At 68.0% G+C, this 18,317-nt stretch carries 15 protein-coding genes; 8 read left to right on the top strand and 7 right to left on the bottom strand.

Going from position 1 to position 18,317, the window contains the following annotated elements:
- The first annotated feature begins 343 nt into the window (after nucleotides 1-343).
- Nucleotides 344-1,273, top strand: a complete 930-nt coding sequence (locus tag WMK75_RS15025; RefSeq protein WP_347268433.1) for a glutaminase — start codon at nucleotides 344-346, stop codon at nucleotides 1,271-1,273.
- A gap of 782 nt (nucleotides 1,274-2,055) precedes the next feature.
- Here the strand turns inward: WMK75_RS15025 and WMK75_RS15030 are convergent.
- The 6 genes from WMK75_RS15030 to WMK75_RS15055 form a co-directional block, all read right to left on the bottom strand.
- Entirely contained in the window at nucleotides 2,056-3,006 is a 951-nt protein-coding gene (locus tag WMK75_RS15030; RefSeq protein ID WP_347268434.1) for an oligopeptide/dipeptide ABC transporter ATP-binding protein, read from the bottom strand.
- Entirely contained in the window at nucleotides 3,003-3,992 is a 990-nt protein-coding gene (locus WMK75_RS15035) for an ABC transporter ATP-binding protein (protein WP_347268435.1), read from the bottom strand. Before WMK75_RS15035 ends, WMK75_RS15030 begins: the two co-directional genes overlap by 4 nt.
- Before the next feature lie 3 nt (nucleotides 3,993-3,995).
- Nucleotides 3,996-4,829, bottom strand: coding sequence for an ABC transporter permease (locus WMK75_RS15040; RefSeq protein WP_347268447.1), 834 nt, complete (start codon nucleotides 4,827-4,829; stop codon nucleotides 3,996-3,998).
- A gap of 58 nt (nucleotides 4,830-4,887) precedes the next feature.
- Nucleotides 4,888-5,859: an ABC transporter permease gene (locus tag WMK75_RS15045; RefSeq protein ID WP_347268436.1), complete on the bottom strand. Its 972-nt coding sequence runs from the start codon at nucleotides 5,857-5,859 to the stop codon at nucleotides 4,888-4,890.
- A gap of 18 nt (nucleotides 5,860-5,877) precedes the next feature.
- On the bottom strand, nucleotides 5,878-7,470 hold the full coding sequence (locus WMK75_RS15050) for an ABC transporter substrate-binding protein (protein ID WP_347268437.1): 1,593 nt from the start codon (nucleotides 7,468-7,470) through the stop codon (nucleotides 5,878-5,880).
- A 105-nt stretch (nucleotides 7,471-7,575) separates the two neighbouring features.
- A complete protein-coding gene (locus tag WMK75_RS15055; RefSeq protein WP_347268438.1) occupies nucleotides 7,576-8,520 on the bottom strand; it encodes a LysR family transcriptional regulator in 945 nt (314 codons plus the stop codon).
- A gap of 107 nt (nucleotides 8,521-8,627) precedes the next feature.
- Here WMK75_RS15055 and WMK75_RS15060 point away from each other — a divergent pair, with 107 nt between their 5' ends.
- The 3 genes from WMK75_RS15060 to argE all read left to right on the top strand — a co-directional run bounded on the left by WMK75_RS15060 (nucleotide 8,628) and on the right by argE (nucleotide 12,447).
- On the top strand, nucleotides 8,628-10,262 hold the full coding sequence (locus WMK75_RS15060) for an amidohydrolase (protein ID WP_347268439.1): 1,635 nt from the start codon (nucleotides 8,628-8,630) through the stop codon (nucleotides 10,260-10,262).
- Between the two features lie 2 nt (nucleotides 10,263-10,264).
- Nucleotides 10,265-11,203 (top strand): GTP-binding protein, encoded by a 939-nt coding sequence (locus WMK75_RS15065; RefSeq protein ID WP_347268440.1) that lies wholly within the window; start codon nucleotides 10,265-10,267, stop codon nucleotides 11,201-11,203.
- A gap of 98 nt (nucleotides 11,204-11,301) precedes the next feature.
- On the top strand, nucleotides 11,302-12,447 hold the full coding sequence (gene argE / locus WMK75_RS15070) for an acetylornithine deacetylase (protein ID WP_347268441.1): 1,146 nt from the start codon (nucleotides 11,302-11,304) through the stop codon (nucleotides 12,445-12,447).
- A gap of 34 nt (nucleotides 12,448-12,481) precedes the next feature.
- Here argE and WMK75_RS15075 read toward each other — a convergent pair whose 3' ends face one another.
- Complete coding sequence (locus WMK75_RS15075; RefSeq protein ID WP_347268442.1) at nucleotides 12,482-13,177, bottom strand: GntR family transcriptional regulator; 696 nt, start codon at nucleotides 13,175-13,177, stop codon at nucleotides 12,482-12,484.
- A 166-nt stretch (nucleotides 13,178-13,343) separates the two neighbouring features.
- Here WMK75_RS15075 and WMK75_RS15080 point away from each other — a divergent pair, with 166 nt between their 5' ends.
- Genes WMK75_RS15080 through WMK75_RS15095 form a run of 4 tightly spaced genes read left to right on the top strand, consistent with a single transcriptional unit; the run spans nucleotide 13,344 to nucleotide 17,840 of the window.
- Nucleotides 13,344-14,294, top strand: coding sequence for an ABC transporter permease (locus tag WMK75_RS15080; protein WP_347268443.1), 951 nt, complete (start codon nucleotides 13,344-13,346; stop codon nucleotides 14,292-14,294).
- 16 nt (nucleotides 14,295-14,310) lie between these two features.
- Nucleotides 14,311-15,156 (top strand): ABC transporter permease, encoded by an 846-nt coding sequence (locus WMK75_RS15085; protein ID WP_347268444.1) that lies wholly within the window; start codon nucleotides 14,311-14,313, stop codon nucleotides 15,154-15,156.
- A gap of 4 nt (nucleotides 15,157-15,160) precedes the next feature.
- Complete coding sequence (locus WMK75_RS15090; protein WP_347268445.1) at nucleotides 15,161-16,810, top strand: ABC transporter ATP-binding protein; 1,650 nt, start codon at nucleotides 15,161-15,163, stop codon at nucleotides 16,808-16,810.
- Nucleotides 16,797-17,840: a succinylglutamate desuccinylase/aspartoacylase family protein gene (locus WMK75_RS15095; RefSeq protein WP_347268446.1), complete on the top strand. Its 1,044-nt coding sequence runs from the start codon at nucleotides 16,797-16,799 to the stop codon at nucleotides 17,838-17,840. Before WMK75_RS15090 ends, WMK75_RS15095 begins: the two co-directional genes overlap by 14 nt.
- Nucleotides 17,841-18,317: the final 477 nt, after the last annotated feature.

Here is an 18,317-nt window from a genome sequence, read left to right on the forward strand (position 1 = left end):
TCTTGGCGTCCAGGCTCGCGTAGCGGTCTGAAAGATCGAAGAAACCCATCTGCGCCATCGTTACGCTCCGCCAGCCGGATACCTCTGACACCTACCCCAGCCGCCCGGTCAGGGCAATTTTTCGAGGTGCCCATAAATGAACTGAAATACGAACCCTGCTTTGGGCGACATCCTTTCGGGCAGGCACAGGGGCTGGCCGTGGGGGCGACACCCAAGCCATCGAGCGTCTTGCGCTGATCCGGTGAGGGATTATCGTGGCATCTGGACGCCGCAAGCGCGTATGGAAATCGGTGGCTGGGGGGACAGGCCAGATGCAGCCGGCATCGTCAGGTCAGGGACAAGGATGAGCGGCTTGTCGCATCAGGGATTGGCGGATTTCCTGACCAGCCTCGACGCGCGGATCCGCGACAAGGCCGACTGGGGCGAGGTGGCCAGCTATATTCCCGAACTGGCATCCGTCCCGCCTGGGCAGTTCGGCATTGCGGTGGCCCTGGCCGATGGCTCGGTCGTGACCGCCGGGGATGCCGGAAAGCCGTTTTCCATCCAGTCGATCTCGAAGGTGTTCTCGCTGGCCTGCGTGCTGGGCCGGATCGGCGACCAGATCTGGACCCGGGTCGGGCGCGAGCCCTCGGGCTCGCGCTTCGATTCGATCCAGTTGCTCGAGCTTGAACAGGGCCGACCACGCAATCCCTTCATCAATGCCGGCGCCATCGTGACCACGGACGAGATGCTGACCGGCCGGGCGCCCGGCGATGCCCTGGCCGAGATCCTGGGTTTCCTGCGCGCCCTGACCGAGGATGACGACATCCACATCGACAAGGCGGTGGCGCTCTCTGAAGCCGCGACCGGCCATCGCAACATCGCGCTGGCGCATTACCTGAAATCCTACGGCAACCTGCACAATGAGCCAAAGCTGACGCTGGGCACCTATTTCCACCAATGCGCCATCGAGATGACCTGCGTGCAGCTGGCCAGGGCCGGGCGCACCATCGCCGGCCTGCCCGGGGCGCCCGCAATCATCGCCCCGGCCAAGGCGCGGCGGCTGAATGCGCTGATGATGCTGTGCGGGCATTACGACGGGTCGGGCGAATTCGCCTATCGCGTCGGCCTGCCGGGAAAATCGGGGGTCGGCGGCGGTATCCTGATGATCGCCCCCGGGCGGGCCTCGGTCGGGATCTGGTCGCCGGGGCTCAATGGCTTCGGCAATTCCCACATGGGCACCCATGCCGCCGAGCAGCTTGCCCGCGCCATGGGCTGGTCGGTCTTCGGCTGAGCCGCGGGGCCGTCCTGGTGCCGGCGCGCTGGCGTCCTTGCCACCCGCGCCTGCCGCCAGGCCGAGGTCCTGTTCCTTGATCGCTGATACATCGCGGGTCTCGGGAAGGAACACCTTGGCAAGCAGGCCGGCAAGACAGGCATGGACCGCCAGTCGAACCAGCGCATGAGCACGTCGATCAAGGCGGCGGCCACGCTCTTGCGCGGGCTTATCGGGTCGATCATCGCGTCCTTGCCGGGCGGCGATGATGCGCTGGACATGGGTTCTCTCCTTCTGAGGTTCGGGCGGCAGGGGGAAAACGGGCAGGCCCGAAAGCGCGGCGGTTGCCGCCACCGCCGGGTGGTCGGCCGCGGTCTTGAGCCCGGGATAGCTGTGGGGGACCGCGATCCTGATACCGGCGGCCGGACCCAGGGCGCGATGATCGGGCGGGATCCGGGCGATTTCCTGCTGCAGGCGGTGGTGACGCGCGGCTGCACAGATCCGACGGTGGCGAGGAAGGCGGCCGGGCCGGCAGCGTCCGCACCCACATCGCCCCGGCGTCGCCGTCGCGCGCGCCTGGGTGCCGGGCGGCGTGGGAGCATCTGCTCCGCCGCCTCTCGCAACTCGGGGTGCCCCATCGCGGCCAGAAGCCGAGCGCATGTGCCAGGCGCTGGATCGGAGGGGGCATTTCCGGCCGATCGGCGCGCAGACATGGTGCCTGCGCGCGTTCTTTCAACGGTCCCGGAACAAGGCGCCCGCAGATACCGCAAGGTTGCGCGTCGGACGGTCTGCGCGCCTGAGGGTCAGGCCAGATGGCAGGCGACGGTCTGGTTTTCGGCGACCTCGCGCAGCAGTGGCGCGACATGGTGGCATCTCTCGACCGCGATCGGACAGCGCGAGGCGAAACGGCAGCCCTTGGGCAGGTTCACCGGGCTGGGCGGATCGCCCTGCAGCCGCGCGCCGCCGCCGCGCCGCCGGTGTTCGGGCGCCAGCGACGGCGCCGCGGCGATCAGCGCCTGCGTATAGGGATGGCGCGGGCTTTCGAAGATCTGCCGTGCCGGGGCCTTTTCGACGATCTGGCCCAGATACATCACCGCGATCTCGTCGCAGATGTGGCGCACCACGCCAAGGTCATGGCTGATGAACAGATAGGTCAGCCCGGTATCCTTCTGCAGCCGCCTGACCAGGTTCAGCACCTGCGCCTGCACCGCCACGTCCAGCGCCGACACCGGCTCGTCAAAGACGATCAGGTCCGGCCGCGTCGCCAGTGCGCGCGCCAGGCCGATGCGCTGTCGCTGCCCGCCCGAGAACTGGTGCGGGTAAAGCGACTTCAACTCGGGGCGCAGGCCGACCTGCACCAGCAGCTCCTCGACGCGCGCATCGCGGCCCGAACGCTCGCCCTGGTCCAGAAGGTCCATGGGCTGGCGGATGATCCGCCCCACGCGCTCGCGCGGGTTCAGGGACGAGAACGGGTCCTGGAACACCATCTGGAAACGCGGGCGGGCGCGGCGCAGCTCCTCGCCCTCGATGCGGCTGATGGGGGTGTCCTCAAGGTCGATCTCGCCCGAGGTGATCGGTGCCAGCCGCATGACCGCCAGGGCGGTGGTGGTCTTGCCAGAGCCGGATTCGCCGACGATGCCCAGCGTCTGGCCACGCGCGATGTCAAAGCTGACGCCATCGACGGCATGGACGGTGCTGCCACCGCCGGTGGGGAAATGCACCTTGAGATCGCGGACGGAAAGCAGGGGGGTCATGCCATGGCCTCGCTGGTGGTCATGTGGATGCAGGCGGCGGAATGGCCGGGCGACAGCGTGACATGCGCCGGCTGCGCGGCGCGGCAGGCCTCGGTCGCCAGCGGGCAGCGCGGGGCAAAGGCGCAGCCCTGGCCAAGATCGGTCAGCGCCGGCACGATGCCCGGGATCTCGGGCAGGTCCGCGTCCGGATCGGCATCGACGCGCGGGATGCTGGCCAGAAGCCCGCGCGTATAAGGGTGGCCGGGATGGTCCAGCACCGCATCCGCCGGACCGCGCTCGATCACCCGGCCGGCATACATGACCGCGACCTTGTCGGCCATTTCCGCCACCGCGCCCATGTCATGGGTGATCAGCATGATCGCGGTGCCGGTGCGCGCGCGCAGCTCGTCCAGCAGGCCGAAGATCTGTGCCTGCACGGTCACGTCCAGCGCCGTGGTCGGCTCGTCGGCGATCAAGAGCCTGGGCTCGCATGACAGCGCCATGGCGATCATCACCCGCTGGCGCATGCCGCCCGACAGCTGGTGCGGATAGGCGCGGGCGCGCAGCTCGGGTTCGGGGATGCCGACGGCGCGCAGCATCTCGACGGCGCGGGCCATGGCGGCGGCGGGGCCGAGCTGCTGGTGCAGGCGCACCGCCTCGGCGATCTGTTCGCCGCAGGTGAACACCGGGTTGAGCGAGGTCATCGGCTCCTGGAAGATCATGGCGATGTCGCCGCCGCGGATGGCGCGCAGCTCGGACTGCGGCAGCGTCGTCAGCTCGCGACCCAGGAAGCGGATGCTGCCGCCGACCACCTGACCGGGCGGCGAGGGGATCAGCCCCAGGATCGAGAGCGCGGTCATGCTCTTGCCGCAGCCGGATTCGCCGACGATGGCCAGCAGCTCTCCCGGCGCCACCGAGAAGGACACGTCGTCCAAAACATGGGCGACACCGCGGCGGGTGGTGAAATCGACCTTCAGGTTGCGGATGTCCAGAACGGGTTCGGTCATGGTTCAGCGCTCCCTCAGCCGGGGGTTGAAGGCGTCGTTCAAGCCGTCGCCGACCAGGCTGACGCCCAGCACGGTCAGGAAGATCATCACCCCGGGCAGCGTCACCACCCACCAGGCGTCCAGCAGGTATTGCCGCCCCGAGCCGATCATCAGACCCCAGGACATGACGTTGGGATCCGACAGGCCAAGGAAGCTGAGCCCGGCCTCGAACAGGATGGCCATGCCGACAGTCAGCGCGGCCGAGACGATCAGCGGCGGCAGGGCGTTGGGCAGGATCACCCGCCAGATGATGTTGCGGTCATGCGCCCCGATGGCGCGCATGGCGCTGACATATTCCAGCGTGCGGATGCGGCGGAACTCGGTCCGGGTCAGGCGCGCGGTCTGCGGCCAGCTGACGATGCCGATGGCCAGGGTCACGTTCACCAGCGTCGGCTGGAACAGCGTCACCACCACCATGGCAAACAGCAAGGGCGGCAGCACCTGGAAGAATTCGGTGACGCGCATCAGCATATCGTCGACCATGCCGCCATAGAAGCCGGCATAGGCGCCAATGACCACGCCGATCACCATGGTGATCAGCGCCGCGGCAAAGCCCACCGCCAGCGTGGCGCGGCCGCCGGCGATCAGCCCGGCCAGCATGTCGCGGCCAAGGTTGTCGGTGCCCAGCGGGATCGAGGGATCGTCGCCAGGCGGCGACAGCGGCGCCCAGACGATCTCGAACGGATCGACCGGATAGAGCATCGGTCCGACGAAGGTCAGCACCATGACCAGCGCCAGCAGCAGCAGGCCCAGCATGGCGGCGGGGCTGCGGCGAAAGATTCCCCAGGCCTCGGCCATCGGGCCGCGCGCGGCGGGGGCGGAGGTGGGGGCGGAGGTGCGGGCAGGAGCGGTCATGTCAGCGTCCTTTCGCAAGGCGCGGGTCCAGCAAACGCGAGACGAAATCGGTCAGCAGGTTCGCGACGATGACGATGAGGGTCGAGAAGAACAGGATGCCCAGCACGGTCGGATAGTCGCGCGCCAGGATCGACTGGAAGGCCAGCGTGCCGAGGCCGGGCCAGCTGAACACCGTCTCGACCAGCACCGCGCCCGAGATGATGGCGCCGAACTGCATGCCCGCCACCGTCACCACCGGCAAAAGCGCGTTGCGAAAGGCGTGATGGTTCAGCACCCGCCTTTCGCTGACGCCCTTGGCCCGGGCGGTGCGGATATAGTCCGCGCCCAGCACCTCAAGCATCGAGGCCCGCGTGAGCCGGCTGTATTGCGCCAGATAGACCAGCCCCAGGGTCAGCGCCGGCAGCACCAGGTGATGCGCGATGTCCAGCACCCGGACGAAAAGCCCGCCCTGTTTCACCACGTCGATCATTCCGGCCACCGGAAACAGCGGGATCTTGGCCGCGAACAGGATCACCAGCATCAGCCCGGTCCAGAACACCGGTGCCGAATAGCCGATCAGCGACAGCACCGTGACCAGAGACGAGGCGATGCCGCGCGGATTGCGCGCCGCCATCACCCCCAGCCGCGTACCGACCACCAGCGCGAAACCCAGCGCCGCCGCCACCAGCAGCAGGGTCGGGCCAAGCCGCGACAGGATCAGCTCGACCACCGGGCGGTTGTAGAAATAGGACATGCCCAGATCGCCCTGCAGCGCGCGGCCCAGATACAGGCCCAGCTGCGTCAGCACCGGCTTGTCCAGCCCGTATTGCTGGCGGATCGCCGCCATGACCTCGGGGCTGGCGCCGCCCATCTCGCCCGCGATCACCTCGGCCGGATCGCCCGGCGCCAGCTGGATCAGCAGGAAGTTCAACACCAGCACGGCAAGGATCAGGGCAACCGCATAAAGCAGCTGCCGCAGGATACGCTTGAACATCGCTTTGCCTCCGTCCGCTTACTGTTTCAGCCAGACTTCATCCATCGGCCCCATCGGTCCCCAGATCGACACCGGCGGGTTCTGCACCGCCGGCGAATAGACGGTGTGATAGGGCACCTCGTTGATGAAATGGATCGGTACGTCCCTGGTGATCTGGCCGAAGGCCTGGGCGTAAAGCGCCTTGCGCTTGTCCAGATCCGGCTCGACCCCGGCGGCCAGAAGCGCCTTGTCCACCTCTTCGTTGCAATATTGCTGGGTGTTCGACCAGATCACGCCCTTGCGGATGTTGTCGCACAGATAGGTGCGGTTCACCCCGATCACCGGGTCGCCCCAGTTGAACACCTGGTCCATGGTCATGTCGAAATCAAAGGACGCGACACGCTGCGTCCAGGTCGGGAAATCCGGCGAAGAGCGCAGGTTGACCTCGATGCCGATCTTGGCCAGCGCCGCCTTGGCATATTCGGCGACGGCGCGCTGCTGTTCGTCGATGTCGGGGATATAGTCCATGCGCAGCGCAAGCTTCTGCCCGCCCTCGCCATAGCCGGCTTCGGTCAGCAGCGCCTTGGCCTTGTCCAGGTCGAAATCATAGCGCTCGACATCCTCGGTAAAGAACGGGCTGCTCTGCACCACCGGCTCGATCGCCGGTTTCGACAGGCCCGCATGCAGCGCCTTGGTGACAAAGTTGCGATCCACCGCATAGGCGATGGCCTGGCGCACCCGCACATCCGACAGTGCCGGCTGCTTGGTGTTGAAGGCCAGCCAGTTGATCGGGCCGATACCGGCATAGCCCTTGTCGGTCACCTGCATGTTGCCGGATTTTTCCAGCCGGCGGATCAGCCGCGTCGCATCCAGCAGCGGGAACATCTGTGCCTCGCCGCCCTCCATGGCCAGCACGCCGGAATTGGCGTCCTGATACTGGCGGATCACGATGCGGTCCAGATAGGGCCGGCCCTCCAGGAAAAAGCCGTCATAGCGTTCCAGGATGATGTGCTGTCCCGGCTCGAATGCGGTGACCCGGAACGGACCCGAGCCGACGGGCAGGTTGTTCTTGGGATGCGTGGTGATGTCCTGGCCGTCGTCGAACACATGCTTGGGCAGAATCGGCGTCAGGGCCGAGGACAGCACCAAGAGGATCGCCGGATGCGGCTCTTTCATGCGGATCACCACGGTCTGCGCATCCGGGGCCTCGAAGGTGTCGACCGGACCCAGCATGGTCGAGAAGGGGTGGTGTTCCTTGGTCACGCCCAGCGACCAGATCACGTCCTCGGCGGTGATCGGCTTGCCGTCGTGAAAGGTGGCGCCGCTGCGCAGCTTCAGCGTCAGGGTCTTGCTGTCATCGCTGAATTCCCAGCTTTCGGCCAGATAGGGCTGCGGCTCAAAGGTTTCGCCATAGCGCAGCAGCGTGGCAAAGATCTGCGCCGCCGGCACGCCGGTGGCGATGCCCGACTGCACCGCGGCGTTCAGGTGGCGCGGTCTTTGCAGCGAGGCCACGACCAGCGTGCCGCCGTGCTGCGGCTCTTGTGCGGCCAGCGGCAGGGCGCCGCCGAGGGTGGTCAGGGCCACGGCGCCGGCAAGAAGGGCGCGGCGGGTAAGCGAAACGGCCAGGGGCATCGGTCTCTCCTGTGGGACGGGCACCGGATTCTGAGCCGGCGCTGGATGCCCCATGAAGCCGCATTCAGCCGCCCCGCGGCAAATGCATTTTTTATCCACAGTTCCTCAGAATTCCTGAGGGATGTGGGGGCGGATGAAGGCGCGGTCGAAATCGCCCCGCATCGCCTGCATCTCGCAGGTGGCGATGATCGCCTCGCAGACCGGCGCCAGCCTGATGTCGCGCCGGGTCAGCACGCCGGCGCGCGGCGCGTCCAGTTCGCCCGCCAGCGGCAGCCGCACCAGGTCGCCCTTGGCATAGGTCTGCTTGCTCATCGGGCGGATGTTGAAGATGCCATAGCACATGCCGGCGGCGATCAGCGCCCGCATCATGTCGGTCGAGCGCGCCGAATAGACCACGTTCGGCTTCAGCCCGCGGCTGGCGAACAGGTCCATCAGGTAGCGCCGCGACAGATCCAGGTCCAGCACCACCAAGGGTTCGGGCGCCAGCTGTTCCAGCGTCACGAAACGGCCGCTGGCCAGCGCATGGCCGACCGGCAGCGCCGCATGCGGATGGCCGGTGAACAGCGGCGTGAAGCGATAGACCAGTTCCTGCACCGGACCGTAGCACAGCGCGAAATCCGCCTCGTTGGTGTCGACGGCGCGGACGATTTCCTCGGAGGTGCCCTCCATCACGTCGATCATCAGATCTGGATAGCGCTCGCGCACATCCGACAGGATGGTGGGCAGCAGGATCGGTGCCAGCGGCGTGAAACAGGCGATGCGGGCGGTCCCCGAGGTCACCTGCACCAGATCGGCGATCCTGCCGTCGAAACGCGCCTGCGCCGCCAGCAGCAGCCGCACCTCGGACAGGAACTTGCGGCCGTAATGCGTCGAGGCGATGCCGCGCGAGGGCGTGCGGGCAAAGATCGGCTGGCCGGCCTGCGCCTCGAGATGGTCGATGGCGGCGGCGATGGACGAGGGCGAGACGGACAGCGCCTCGGCGGCGGCGGTGATCGACTGGTGGCGCTCGGCCGCCTCGACATAGCGCAGGTGTTTCAGGGTGTAATACATGGCGTCCCTCAGGGAATCAGAGGAATTACCGCGCCATTATGCATTTCACTTGGGATCGGCGTCGCGGCTAATCTGCAACCGACAGCCGCTTTCGACGGAGACTTCGCATGATCCCGACCATTTTCGCAGCCCGGCGCATCATCACCATGGATCCCTCGCGTCCCGAGGCGACGCATGTCATGGTCTCGCCCGAGGGGCGCATCCTGGCCGTCGGCACCCCCGGCGACATGGGCGACTGGGGCGAGGCACGGCTGGACGGGCGTTTTGCCGACAAGGTGCTGATGCCCGGCTTTGTCGAGGGCCACGCCCATATGATGGAGGGCGCGGTCTGGCGCTTTGCCTATCTGGGCCATTACGACCGCATCGCGCCCGACGGGCAGCGCTGGCCGGGCGTCACCACCACCGATGCGCTGGTCGAGCGCCTGCGCAACCGCGCCGCCGACCAGCCCGAGGGGCCGGTGGTCGGCTGGGGCTTCGATCCGCTTTTCGTGCCCGGGGCGCGGCTGTCGCGGCTGGACCTCGACCGCGTGTCCGCGACCCGGCCGGTGGTGGTGCTGCATTCCAACATGCATCTGCTGACCGCCAACAGTGCGGCGCTGGAACTGGCGGGATATGACGCGACCACCGAGGCGCCCGGCGTGCTGCACGCCGAGGACGGCACGCTGCATGGCGAATTGCACGAGATGGGCGCGATGTTTCCGGTCATGCGCCGGGTCGGCGCCAGTTTCCGCAACATGACCGGCGGCACGGACACGATCTGGAACTATGCCCGCTCGGCCTGCCGGGCCGGGGTCACCACCGCGACCGACCTGCTGAATGACCTGGGCGACGAGGTGCTTGAGGAACTGCTGGCCGTCACCGGAGACAGCGCCTATCCACTGCGCCTCGTGCCGATGCTGTCGGCCATGGCCGTGCCGCCGCAGGATCTGGGGCCGCGGGCCCTCGCGCTTGCGGCGCACTCGACCGAAAGGCTGCGGCTGGGCGGGGTCAAGATCGTCACCGACGGCTCGATCCAGGGCTTTACCGCGCAGCTGAATGCGCCGGGTTACTATCGCGGCGACGACAACGGCATCTGGAACATCGCCCCCGAGGCGCTGCACCGCATGGTGGACGACCTGAACCGGCAGGGCATCCAGATGCATATCCACGTCAATGGCGACGGCGCCAGCCTGCTGGCCATCGAGGCGCTGGAGGCGGCGCTGGCCGGGCATTTCCGCCCCGATCACCGCCATGTGCTGCAGCACTGCCAGATGGCCGACCGCGCGCAGCTGCGCCGCATCCGCGCCCTGCAATGCTGCGTCAACCTGTTCGCCAACCACCTGTATTACTTTGGCGACAAGCATTACGAGGTGACGCTGGGTCCGGAACGCGCCAGCCGCATGAACCCCTGTGCCAGCGCGCTGGAACTGGGGGTCCCCCTGGCAATCCATTCGGACGCGCCGATCACGCCGCTGGCGCCGCTGGTCACCGCCTGGTGCGCGGTCAACCGCCTGACCGACAGCGGCCGCCTGCTGGGCCCGTCCGAGCGTATCGGCCTTGACGCCGCCCTGCATGCGATCACCCTGGGTGCGGCCCATACGCTGAAGCTCGATGGCGAGATCGGCTCGATCGAGGTGGGCAAGCGCGCCGATTTCGCCGTGCTCGAGGATGACCCGCATGCGCTTGGCGGCGAGAACCTGCGCGATCTGCGGGTCTGGGGAACGGTCTTTGGCGGGAGGCCGGCGCAGGCGGGGTCGTTCTGACCATGCCGCTGCCGCTGCCCGTCAACATCATCGGCGGCTATCTGGGGGCGGGCAAGACCACGCTGCTGAACCGGCTGCTGACCCGGGGCGACGAACGCATCCTGGTCATGGTCAACGACTTTGGCGACATTCCCGTCGACGCGGCGCTGATCTCGCGCCGCTCGGCCGAGATGATCCAGCTCAGCAACGGCTGCATCTGCTGTTCGATGGCAGGCGGCGTGATGGCGGCCTTCGAGCGCGCTTTGGACCTGGCGGGCAGGGTGGACCGGCTGATCATCGAGGCGAGCGGCGTGGCCGAACCGCAGCGCCTGACCAGCTTTGCCCTGGCCGAGCGCGACCTGCGCTGCCAGGCGGTGATCGTCGTCATCGACCCGCTGACCCTGGCCGAGCGGCTGGCCGATCCCCGCGTGGGCAGGGTCGTCGAGGCCCAGATCCGGGGCGCCGACCTTGCCTGGCTGTCGCGCGGCGATGTCTGCAGCCGGGCGGTCATGCGCCAGGCGGTCAGGCTGGTGGCGCGACTCAACCCGCTGGCCGATTGCCATGCGGCCGTGGACCCGGCCTTTCTGCAGGCGCTGTCGAGGCCGCACGATCATGCCGGCCTGTCGGCCGGGATGCCGGGGCAGGACCATCGCCGGCTGTTCGCCGCGCGCACCATCGCCTTGCGGCCGGCGACGGATCTCGAATGGCTGCGCCGCACCGTCATGGCGCATGCGCGCCACATCCACCGGCTGAAAGGCCATGTCGCCGGGCCGGGGCCGGCCGGGCCTTGGCTGGTCCAGCTTGCCGGCGGCGCCCTGTCGCTGGAACGGGTCGGGCCGGTGGATCCGGCCTTCCTGGACCGGCTTGTGGCCATTTCGCCCGATGCCGAGGCGCTGGCCGCATTCGCCGCCGAGATCGAGTGCGGCGCCCCGCCCGGCAGCACGATGACCGCAACGGGGTAAGGGCGGGGCAAGTTGTGTCGGCGCGGGAATCGTGCCAGCCTAGCGCCGCGCCATCCGCAAGGATCGGCGCGAAAGCCCTGCCCGCGAAAGGTTTGGCCATGCCCGTCGATGCCCCTGTCGAAGCGATCCTTGCCGATCTGGTCGCGGTGCCCTCATTGCCGGGCACGCCGAATGGCGCGGTGACCGATTGCCTGATGGCGCATCTGGACCGCAAGGGCGTCGCGGTCACCCGCATCCCCGGCCCGGAGGGCGACCGCTGCAACCTGTTCGCGACCGTCGGCCCGCGCGACGTTCCGGGTTATGTCCTGTCGGGGCACAGCGATGTGGTCGCGACCGAAGGGCAGGACTGGCATAGCGACCCCTTTGCCCTGACCCGCGACGGCGGGCGCCTGACCGGCCGCGGCACCACCGACATGAAGGGCTTTCTCGCCTGCGCGCTGTCGATGCTGCCCGAGTTTCTGGAGATGGACCTCAAGCGCCCGATCCATCTGGCCTTTTCCTATGACGAGGAAATCGGCTGCCGCGGCGTCGGCCATTTGATCGCCCGCCTGCCCGAGCTTTGCGCCGCGCCCCTGGGCGCCATCATCGGCGAGCCCAGCGAGATGCGTCCGGTGCTGTCGCACAAGGGCAAGCAGGCGATCGCGGTGACCATCACCGGGCAGGCTGGCCATTCCTCGAACCCGGCGCTGGGGGTGAACGCGCTTTACCCGGCGGGCGAACTGCTGCTGCGGATCCGCGACCATGCCGCGCGACTGGCCAGTGAGGGGCCCTTCGATCCGCGTTTCGATCCGCCGCATTCGACCTTGCAGGCGGGGGTGATCCAGGGCGGCGCCGGGGTGAACATCATCCCCGACCGCGCCACCCTGCAGATCGAGGCGCGCTCGATCCCCGATCAGGCGCCGCAGGCGATCATCGCGGAGCTGTTGGCCGGGCTCGAGCGCATCGCGGCCTCGGCCGGGGTCGGCGTCAGCTGGAGCGAGCTTTCCAGCTATCCCGCCCTGCCGCCGCCCGCCGATCTGCGCCTTGCCCGGCTGCTGGAGGAGTTGACCGGCCAGGCCGCGCTGGCGTCGGTCAGCTACGGGACCGAGGCCGGGCTGTTTCATGCCGCGGGCGTGCCCGCGATCATCTGCGGGCCGGGAAGCATCGCCCGCGCCCATCGCGCCGATGAGTTCATCCTGACGAGCGAACTCGACGCCTGCCGGGCGATGATGCGCGGACTGGCGCGGCGAGCCGCGGCGCCTTAGCCGGCATGGCGGGTGGCGCCACGGGTCGCGCCGGCTACTGGCGGGTGATCAGGCGGTGGCCGCGGTGATAGACGAGGCTCACGAAGGTGATCGGCCTGTCCTGCCACAGGGTCTGGCGCTCGATGCGAAACAGCGGATCGCCCAGGGCGCAGCCCAGGTGCCGGGCCTGTTCGGCATCGGCGGCGGTGGCCGAGAACCCGAGCTCGATATTCGAGAACGGCATGTGGCGGCTCAGCCATTCGCTGGGTCCGGTGGCCGAGAAATCGGCCTCGCGCGCCTGCGGCACCACCGCCAGATTGATCCAGCGTTCCTCAAGCTGATAGGGCAGGCCGTCCGAAAGATGCAGGCATTGCAGGTGCCGCATCTGGTTGCCCGCGTCCAGACCCAGCCGTGCCCGCAGCCAGGCCGGCGCCGGCGCCACCGAGGAGGCCACCAGCGCGTAGCGATAGATCGAGCCCCGCGCCTCGACCTCGACCCGGACCAGCGGCACGTCCAGGCGCACCTGCCGCAGCGGCACCGGGCGCACGCGGCTGCCGGCCTTGCGCTTGCGTTCCACGATGCCGTCATCGACCAGTTCGCGCATGGCGCGGCTGACCGTGGCGCGGGCGGCGCCGAATTCGCTGGCCAGCGCCAGTTCATTGGGCAGTCGCGCCCCGGGGGGCCATTCGCCATCGCTGATCCGGCGCAGGATATCAGCCTTGATGTCACGGAAACTGGCCGTCGAGCTCATGCGATTCCCTGGGTTGTGTCCCGAGCAGAACATGGAAACACCCTTAGTGTCCCTGTCGCATCCGACAGGCCAGCTAACCTAAGCCATGCTGGACCTGCGACGGCGGGCTGTCATTATACCTAGGCATAACCACTACCAAGCCCAGTCATAAGAGAGCAAGGCAACCATGATCCTGAAGCTCATCCTGCGACGATTTGTCATCGGTCTGCTGACGCTGCTGATCGTCTCGGCGGTGATCTTCTGGGCGGTCGAGCTTTTGCCCGGCGACATCGCCACCGAGGTGCTGGGCCAGTCCGCCACCCCCGAGACCCTGGCCGCCTTTCGCGAGCGAAACGGGCTGAACGATCCGGCGATGACGCGCTATCTGCACTGGCTGGGGGGCGCGGTGCAGGGCGATTTCGGCCTGTCGCTGGCCTCGCAGCGCCCGATCGCCGGGCTGATCGGGCAGCGGGTGCTGAACACCTTCTTCCTGGCGCTTTATGCCGCGGCGATCGCGGTGCCGCTGGCGGTGGGGCTGGGGCTGCTGGCAGCACTTCACCGCGGGTCGTGGCTGGACCGCTTCATCTCCTCCTCGACGCTGGTGGTGATCTCGTTTCCGGAATTCTTCGTGGCCTATATCCTGATCCTGATCTTTTCCGCCGGGCTGGGGTGGTTTCCAAGCCTGGCCGCGGTAACGCCGCAGATGGGGCTGGGGGCACGGCTTTACGCCACCTTCCTGCCGGCGCTGACCATGGTGCTGATCGTCATGGCGCATATGATGCGCATGACCCGCGCCGCGGTGGTGAACCTGCTGGCGCTGCCCTATATCGAGATGGCGCAGCTCAAGGGCATCAGCCGCTGGCGGGTGATCGCGGTCCATGCCCTGCCCAATGCCGTGGCCCCGATCGTGACGGTGATCGCGCTGAACCTCGCCTATCTGATCGCCGGCGTGGTGCTGGTCGAGGTGGTCTTTGTCTATCCCGGCCTCGGCCAGCTTCTGGTCGACAGCGTGGCCAAGCGCGACGTGACCGTGGTGCAGGCCGCCTGCCTGATCTTTGCCGGCACCTATATCGTCCTGAACCTGCTGGCCGATGTGCTGGGCATCATCGCCAACCCCCGACTTCTGCATCCGAGGTGAGGCCGTGGAGCGTATCTTGCGAAACCTGAGGGCGGCGCCCCTGTCGGCGCGGATCGGCCTGGCGCTGGTGGCGCTTTACGCGGTGGTGGCGGTGTTCGCGCCGCTGCTGGCACCCTTTGCCGAGGCCGAGATCGCCGGCGCGAAATACCTGCCCTGGGCGGCGCCGCACTGGCTGGGCACCGATGCGCTGGGGCGCGACGTGCTGTCGCGGCTGATCTTTGGCGCCCGCAACACCGTGGGCATTGCGCTGGTGACCACGATCCTTGCCTTTCTGCTGGGGGCGGGGGCGGGGCTGTTGGCCGCGGTGCTGGGCGGCTGGTTCGACACACTCAGCGCGCGGCTGGTCGATGTGTTGATGGCGATCCCCTCGCTGATCTTCGCGCTGCTGATCCTGACGATTTCCGGCACATCCGTGCTGGCCCTGGTGCTGGTGATCGCGGTTCTGGACAGCACCCGCGTCTATCGCCTGTCGCGGGCGGTGGCGCAGGGCATCCTGACCATGGACTATATCGAGGTGGCGCGCATGCGCGGCGAGGGGCTGGCCTGGATCATCCGCCGCGAGGTGCTGCCCAATGCCAGCGCACCGCTGATCGCGGAATTCGGGCTGCGCTTCTGCTTCGTCTTCCTCTTCGTCTCGGCGCTGTCCTTTCTTGGGCTGGGGCTGCAGCCGCCGACGGCGGACTGGGGCTCGATGGTGCGCGACAGCGCCAAGCTGATCGCCTTCGCCAATTTCTCAAGCTGGCAGGCGGCGACATTCGGGCTGGCGCCCCTGCTGCCGGCCGGGGCCATCGCGCTGCTGACGGTGGCGGTCAATCTGGTGGTGGATTGGGTGCTGCACCTGTCCAGCGGGCTGAAGGAATAGGCGCATGGAAAAGCTGCTGGAAATCGACGCGCTGCGCATCGAGGCGAAAAACGCCGAGGGCTGGACCGAGATCGTCAGGGGCGTGGACCTGAGCCTGAACCGCGGCGAGATCCTGGGCCTGATCGGCGAATCCGGCGCCGGCAAATCGACGCTGGGACTGGCGGCCATGGGGCATGTGAAACCCGGCTGCCGCATCACCTCGGGCTCGATCCGCTTCGACGGGCAGGAACTGGTCGGCGCCGGCCCGCGCCTGCTGCGGCAACTGCACGGGCGGCGCATCGCCTATGTCGCGCAATCCTCGGCCGCGGCCTTCAACCCGGCCTGGCGGCTGATCGGGCAATATTGCGAGGGCCCGGTGCAGCACGGGCTGATGCCGCGCCAGCAGGCCGAGGCCGAGGCGGTGGCGCTTTACCGCGAGATGCGCCTGCCCGACCCCGAGACGATCGGCATGCGCTATCCGCATCAGGTCTCGGGCGGGCAGTTGCAGCGGGCGATGACCGCCATGGCGCTGTCGTGCCACCCCGACCTGATCATCTTCGATGAGCCGACCACGGCGCTGGACGTGACCACGCAGATCGAGGTGCTGGCCGCGATCCGCGATGTCGTTGCCCGCCACAATGCCGCCGCCATCTACATCACCCACGATCTGGCGGTGGTGGCGCAGATGGCCGACCGGGTGAAGGTGCTGCTGAAGGGCCGCGAGGTCGAGGAGGCGCCGACGCGCGAGATGCTGGCGAACCCGCGCGAGGATTACACCCGCTCGCTTTGGGCGGTGCGCAATTTCCAGCCCGGCGCGCATGATACGCCCGCCCCGCCCGAGCCGATCCTCGGCATCGAGGATGTCTCGGCCAGCTACGGCGCGCATCCGGTGCTGAAGCGGGTCTCGATCAGCGTGCCGCGCGGGCGAACCGTGGCGGTGGTGGGCGAAAGCGGCTCGGGCAAGTCGACCACGGCGCGGGTGGTGATGGGGCTGCTGGCGCCGAAATCCGGGCGGGTGGTGTTTGACGGGCAGGAACTGGACCCCGTGTGCCGGCGGCGCCCGCGCGATTTGCAGCGCCGGGTGCAGATGATCCACCAGATGGCCGATACCGCGCTGAACCCGCGCCAGCGCATCCGCGAGATCCTGGGCCGGCCGCTGGAATTCTTCCTGGGCCTGAAGGGCGCGCAAAAGCAGGCGCGCATCCGCGATCTGCTTGCCCAGATCGAACTGGATCCCGACCTTTTCATCGACCGCCTGCCGGGCGAGCTGTCGGGCGGGCAGAAGCAGCGCCTGTGCATCGCCCGGGCGCTGGCGGCGGAGCCCGAGCTGATCATCTGCGACGAGGTGACCAGCGCGCTGGACCAGCTGGTGGCCGAGGGCATCCTGCGGCTGCTGGACCGGCTGCAGCGCCAGATGGGGCTGAGTTATCTGTTCATCACCCATGACCTTGCCACCGTGCGCTCGATCGCCGACGAGGTGGTGGTGATGCAGCATGGCGCCGTGGTGGAACACGGTCCCAAGGTGCAGATGTTCCAGCCGCCGCATCACCCCTATACCGAAAAGCTGTTGTCCTCGGTCCCCGAGATGGATCCCGACTGGCTGACGCGGCTGCTGGAAAGCCGGCGGGCGCAGAACCTTGGGTCGCAGAACGGGGTGCGGCATGATGCGCCATGACACGGTGCATTGCGATCTGGACCCTGATGCCGCGGGCAAGGCCTCGGGCTGGCTGGAACTCGATCATTCCGACAATCGGCACGACTTTTCCAGCATCCGCAGCCCGCTGGGGGTGATCCGCGGCGGCGAGGGGCCGACGGCGCTGGTGGTCGGCGGCAATCACGGCGACGAATACGAGGGCCAGCTGATCGCCCGGCAATTGTTCGAGCGCCTGGCGCCGCAGGACGTGCCGGGCCGGCTGCTGCTGGTGCCGGCGCTGAACATGCCGGCGGTGCTGGCGCGGGCGCGGGTCTCGCCGCTCGATGGCGGCAACATGAACCGGGTGTTTCCGGGCGCGGCGGGGCAGGGGCCGACGCGGGCGCTGGCCGGGTTCCTGAACCGGAATCTGCTGACCCGCGCCGATCTGGTCATCGACCTGCATTCCGGGGGCGGCAATACCGATTATCTGGACGCGGCCTATCTGACGCTGAGCGGCAATGCCGCCAGCGACCGGCGCGGCGCGGAACTGGCGCGGGGTTTCGGCCTGCCCTGGACGATGGTGGTATCCTTGGGCAGCACCGGGGGCGATCTGGACAGCGCTGCGCTGGCGGCGGGCTGCGCGATGATCTCTTGCGAGCTGGGCGGCATGGCGCGGGTGTCGCGCGCCTCGCTGAGGCATGGCTGGAACGGCATCCTGAACCTGCTGGCGCAGCAAGGCGTCATCACCGCCGGGGCGGCGGCGCGGCTGGCTTCGGGCCCGGTGCGCCAGACCCGTTTCGTCGATCTGGACGCCGGCAGTCGCCATGTCACCGCCATGTGCCAGGCCCTGGCCGAGCCGCTGGTGGATCTGGGCGATGCGGTGGCCAAGGGCCAGCCCATAGCCCGGCTCTATCCGATCTTTGACCTCGCGCCGGCGCCGCAGGTGCTGACCGCCCCGGTCGCGGGCCGGGTGCTGATCCGGCGCCGCGGCGCGCTGGTCAATCCCGGCGACCATCTGTTCGTGATCGGCCCCGAGATCGCCCCCGAGGCCCTGGCGCGCCGCATCGGCTGAGACCCTGCGCGGCGTTAGCAGGCTGCTGAAATATTCGGCTCTCGACTTGGTTTGTGGAACGTGATTCACCTTCCGCAGGGTAGCGGCGGGGGCGATGATGCGCGGGCCGGATGAGACGACCCGGTGTGGGGTGAAGGGCGCCCGGAAATCTGTCCGGTGGACATATTTCAGCCCTGAACGCACGAAGTGCAGGGCCGGAGGCCGTCCCGCCGGCCGAAGCCGAGGCGAACTACTATGCAGCCAGCGAGACCCTCGATATGGTCGCATGACCCGAATGAAACCGCCTCTGGGAAACCCGGGACGCTTCAGATCGACAGCGCATAACCCTCGTGCCGGGTGGTGCGGCCATCAATTGCCGAATGTCGGGATTGTCTCGCGCGACATGTGGGGTGACGTGCCAACTTAACCTTCTTGGCTAACGAATGACATGACGGTTTCGACGGGTCTGCGACCCATGTTGCGATAGCCGAGATGCGG

Source organism: Paracoccus sp. (in: a-proteobacteria), from assembly GCF_039808215.1.
Taxonomy (GTDB): Bacteria; Pseudomonadota; Alphaproteobacteria; order Rhodobacterales; family Rhodobacteraceae; genus Paracoccus.

What these genes read in the sequence shown, in the direction of transcription:
- WMK75_RS15025 (WP_347268433.1), top strand. Translation starts at nt 344, where the DNA reads ATGAGCGGCTTGTCGCATCAGGGATTGGCGGATTTCCTGACCAGCCTC.
- WMK75_RS15030 (WP_347268434.1), bottom strand. Translation starts at nt 3,006, where the DNA reads ATGACCCCCCTGCTTTCCGTCCGCGATCTCAAGGTGCATTTCCCCACC.
- WMK75_RS15035 (WP_347268435.1), bottom strand. Translation starts at nt 3,992, where the DNA reads ATGACCGAACCCGTTCTGGACATCCGCAACCTGAAGGTCGATTTCACC.
- WMK75_RS15040 (WP_347268447.1), bottom strand. Translation starts at nt 4,829, where the DNA reads ATGGCCGAGGCCTGGGGAATCTTTCGCCGCAGCCCCGCCGCCATGCTG.
- WMK75_RS15045 (WP_347268436.1), bottom strand. Translation starts at nt 5,859, where the DNA reads ATGTTCAAGCGTATCCTGCGGCAGCTGCTTTATGCGGTTGCCCTGATC.
- WMK75_RS15050 (WP_347268437.1), bottom strand. Translation starts at nt 7,470, where the DNA reads ATGCCCCTGGCCGTTTCGCTTACCCGCCGCGCCCTTCTTGCCGGCGCC.
- WMK75_RS15055 (WP_347268438.1), bottom strand. Translation starts at nt 8,520, where the DNA reads ATGTATTACACCCTGAAACACCTGCGCTATGTCGAGGCGGCCGAGCGC.
- WMK75_RS15060 (WP_347268439.1), top strand. Translation starts at nt 8,628, where the DNA reads ATGATCCCGACCATTTTCGCAGCCCGGCGCATCATCACCATGGATCCC.
- WMK75_RS15065 (WP_347268440.1), top strand. Translation starts at nt 10,265, where the DNA reads ATGCCGCTGCCGCTGCCCGTCAACATCATCGGCGGCTATCTGGGGGCG.
- argE (WP_347268441.1), top strand. Translation starts at nt 11,302, where the DNA reads ATGCCCGTCGATGCCCCTGTCGAAGCGATCCTTGCCGATCTGGTCGCG.
- WMK75_RS15075 (WP_347268442.1), bottom strand. Translation starts at nt 13,177, where the DNA reads ATGAGCTCGACGGCCAGTTTCCGTGACATCAAGGCTGATATCCTGCGC.
- WMK75_RS15080 (WP_347268443.1), top strand. Translation starts at nt 13,344, where the DNA reads ATGATCCTGAAGCTCATCCTGCGACGATTTGTCATCGGTCTGCTGACG.
- WMK75_RS15090 (WP_347268445.1), top strand. Translation starts at nt 15,161, where the DNA reads ATGGAAAAGCTGCTGGAAATCGACGCGCTGCGCATCGAGGCGAAAAAC.
- WMK75_RS15095 (WP_347268446.1), top strand. Translation starts at nt 16,797, where the DNA reads ATGATGCGCCATGACACGGTGCATTGCGATCTGGACCCTGATGCCGCG.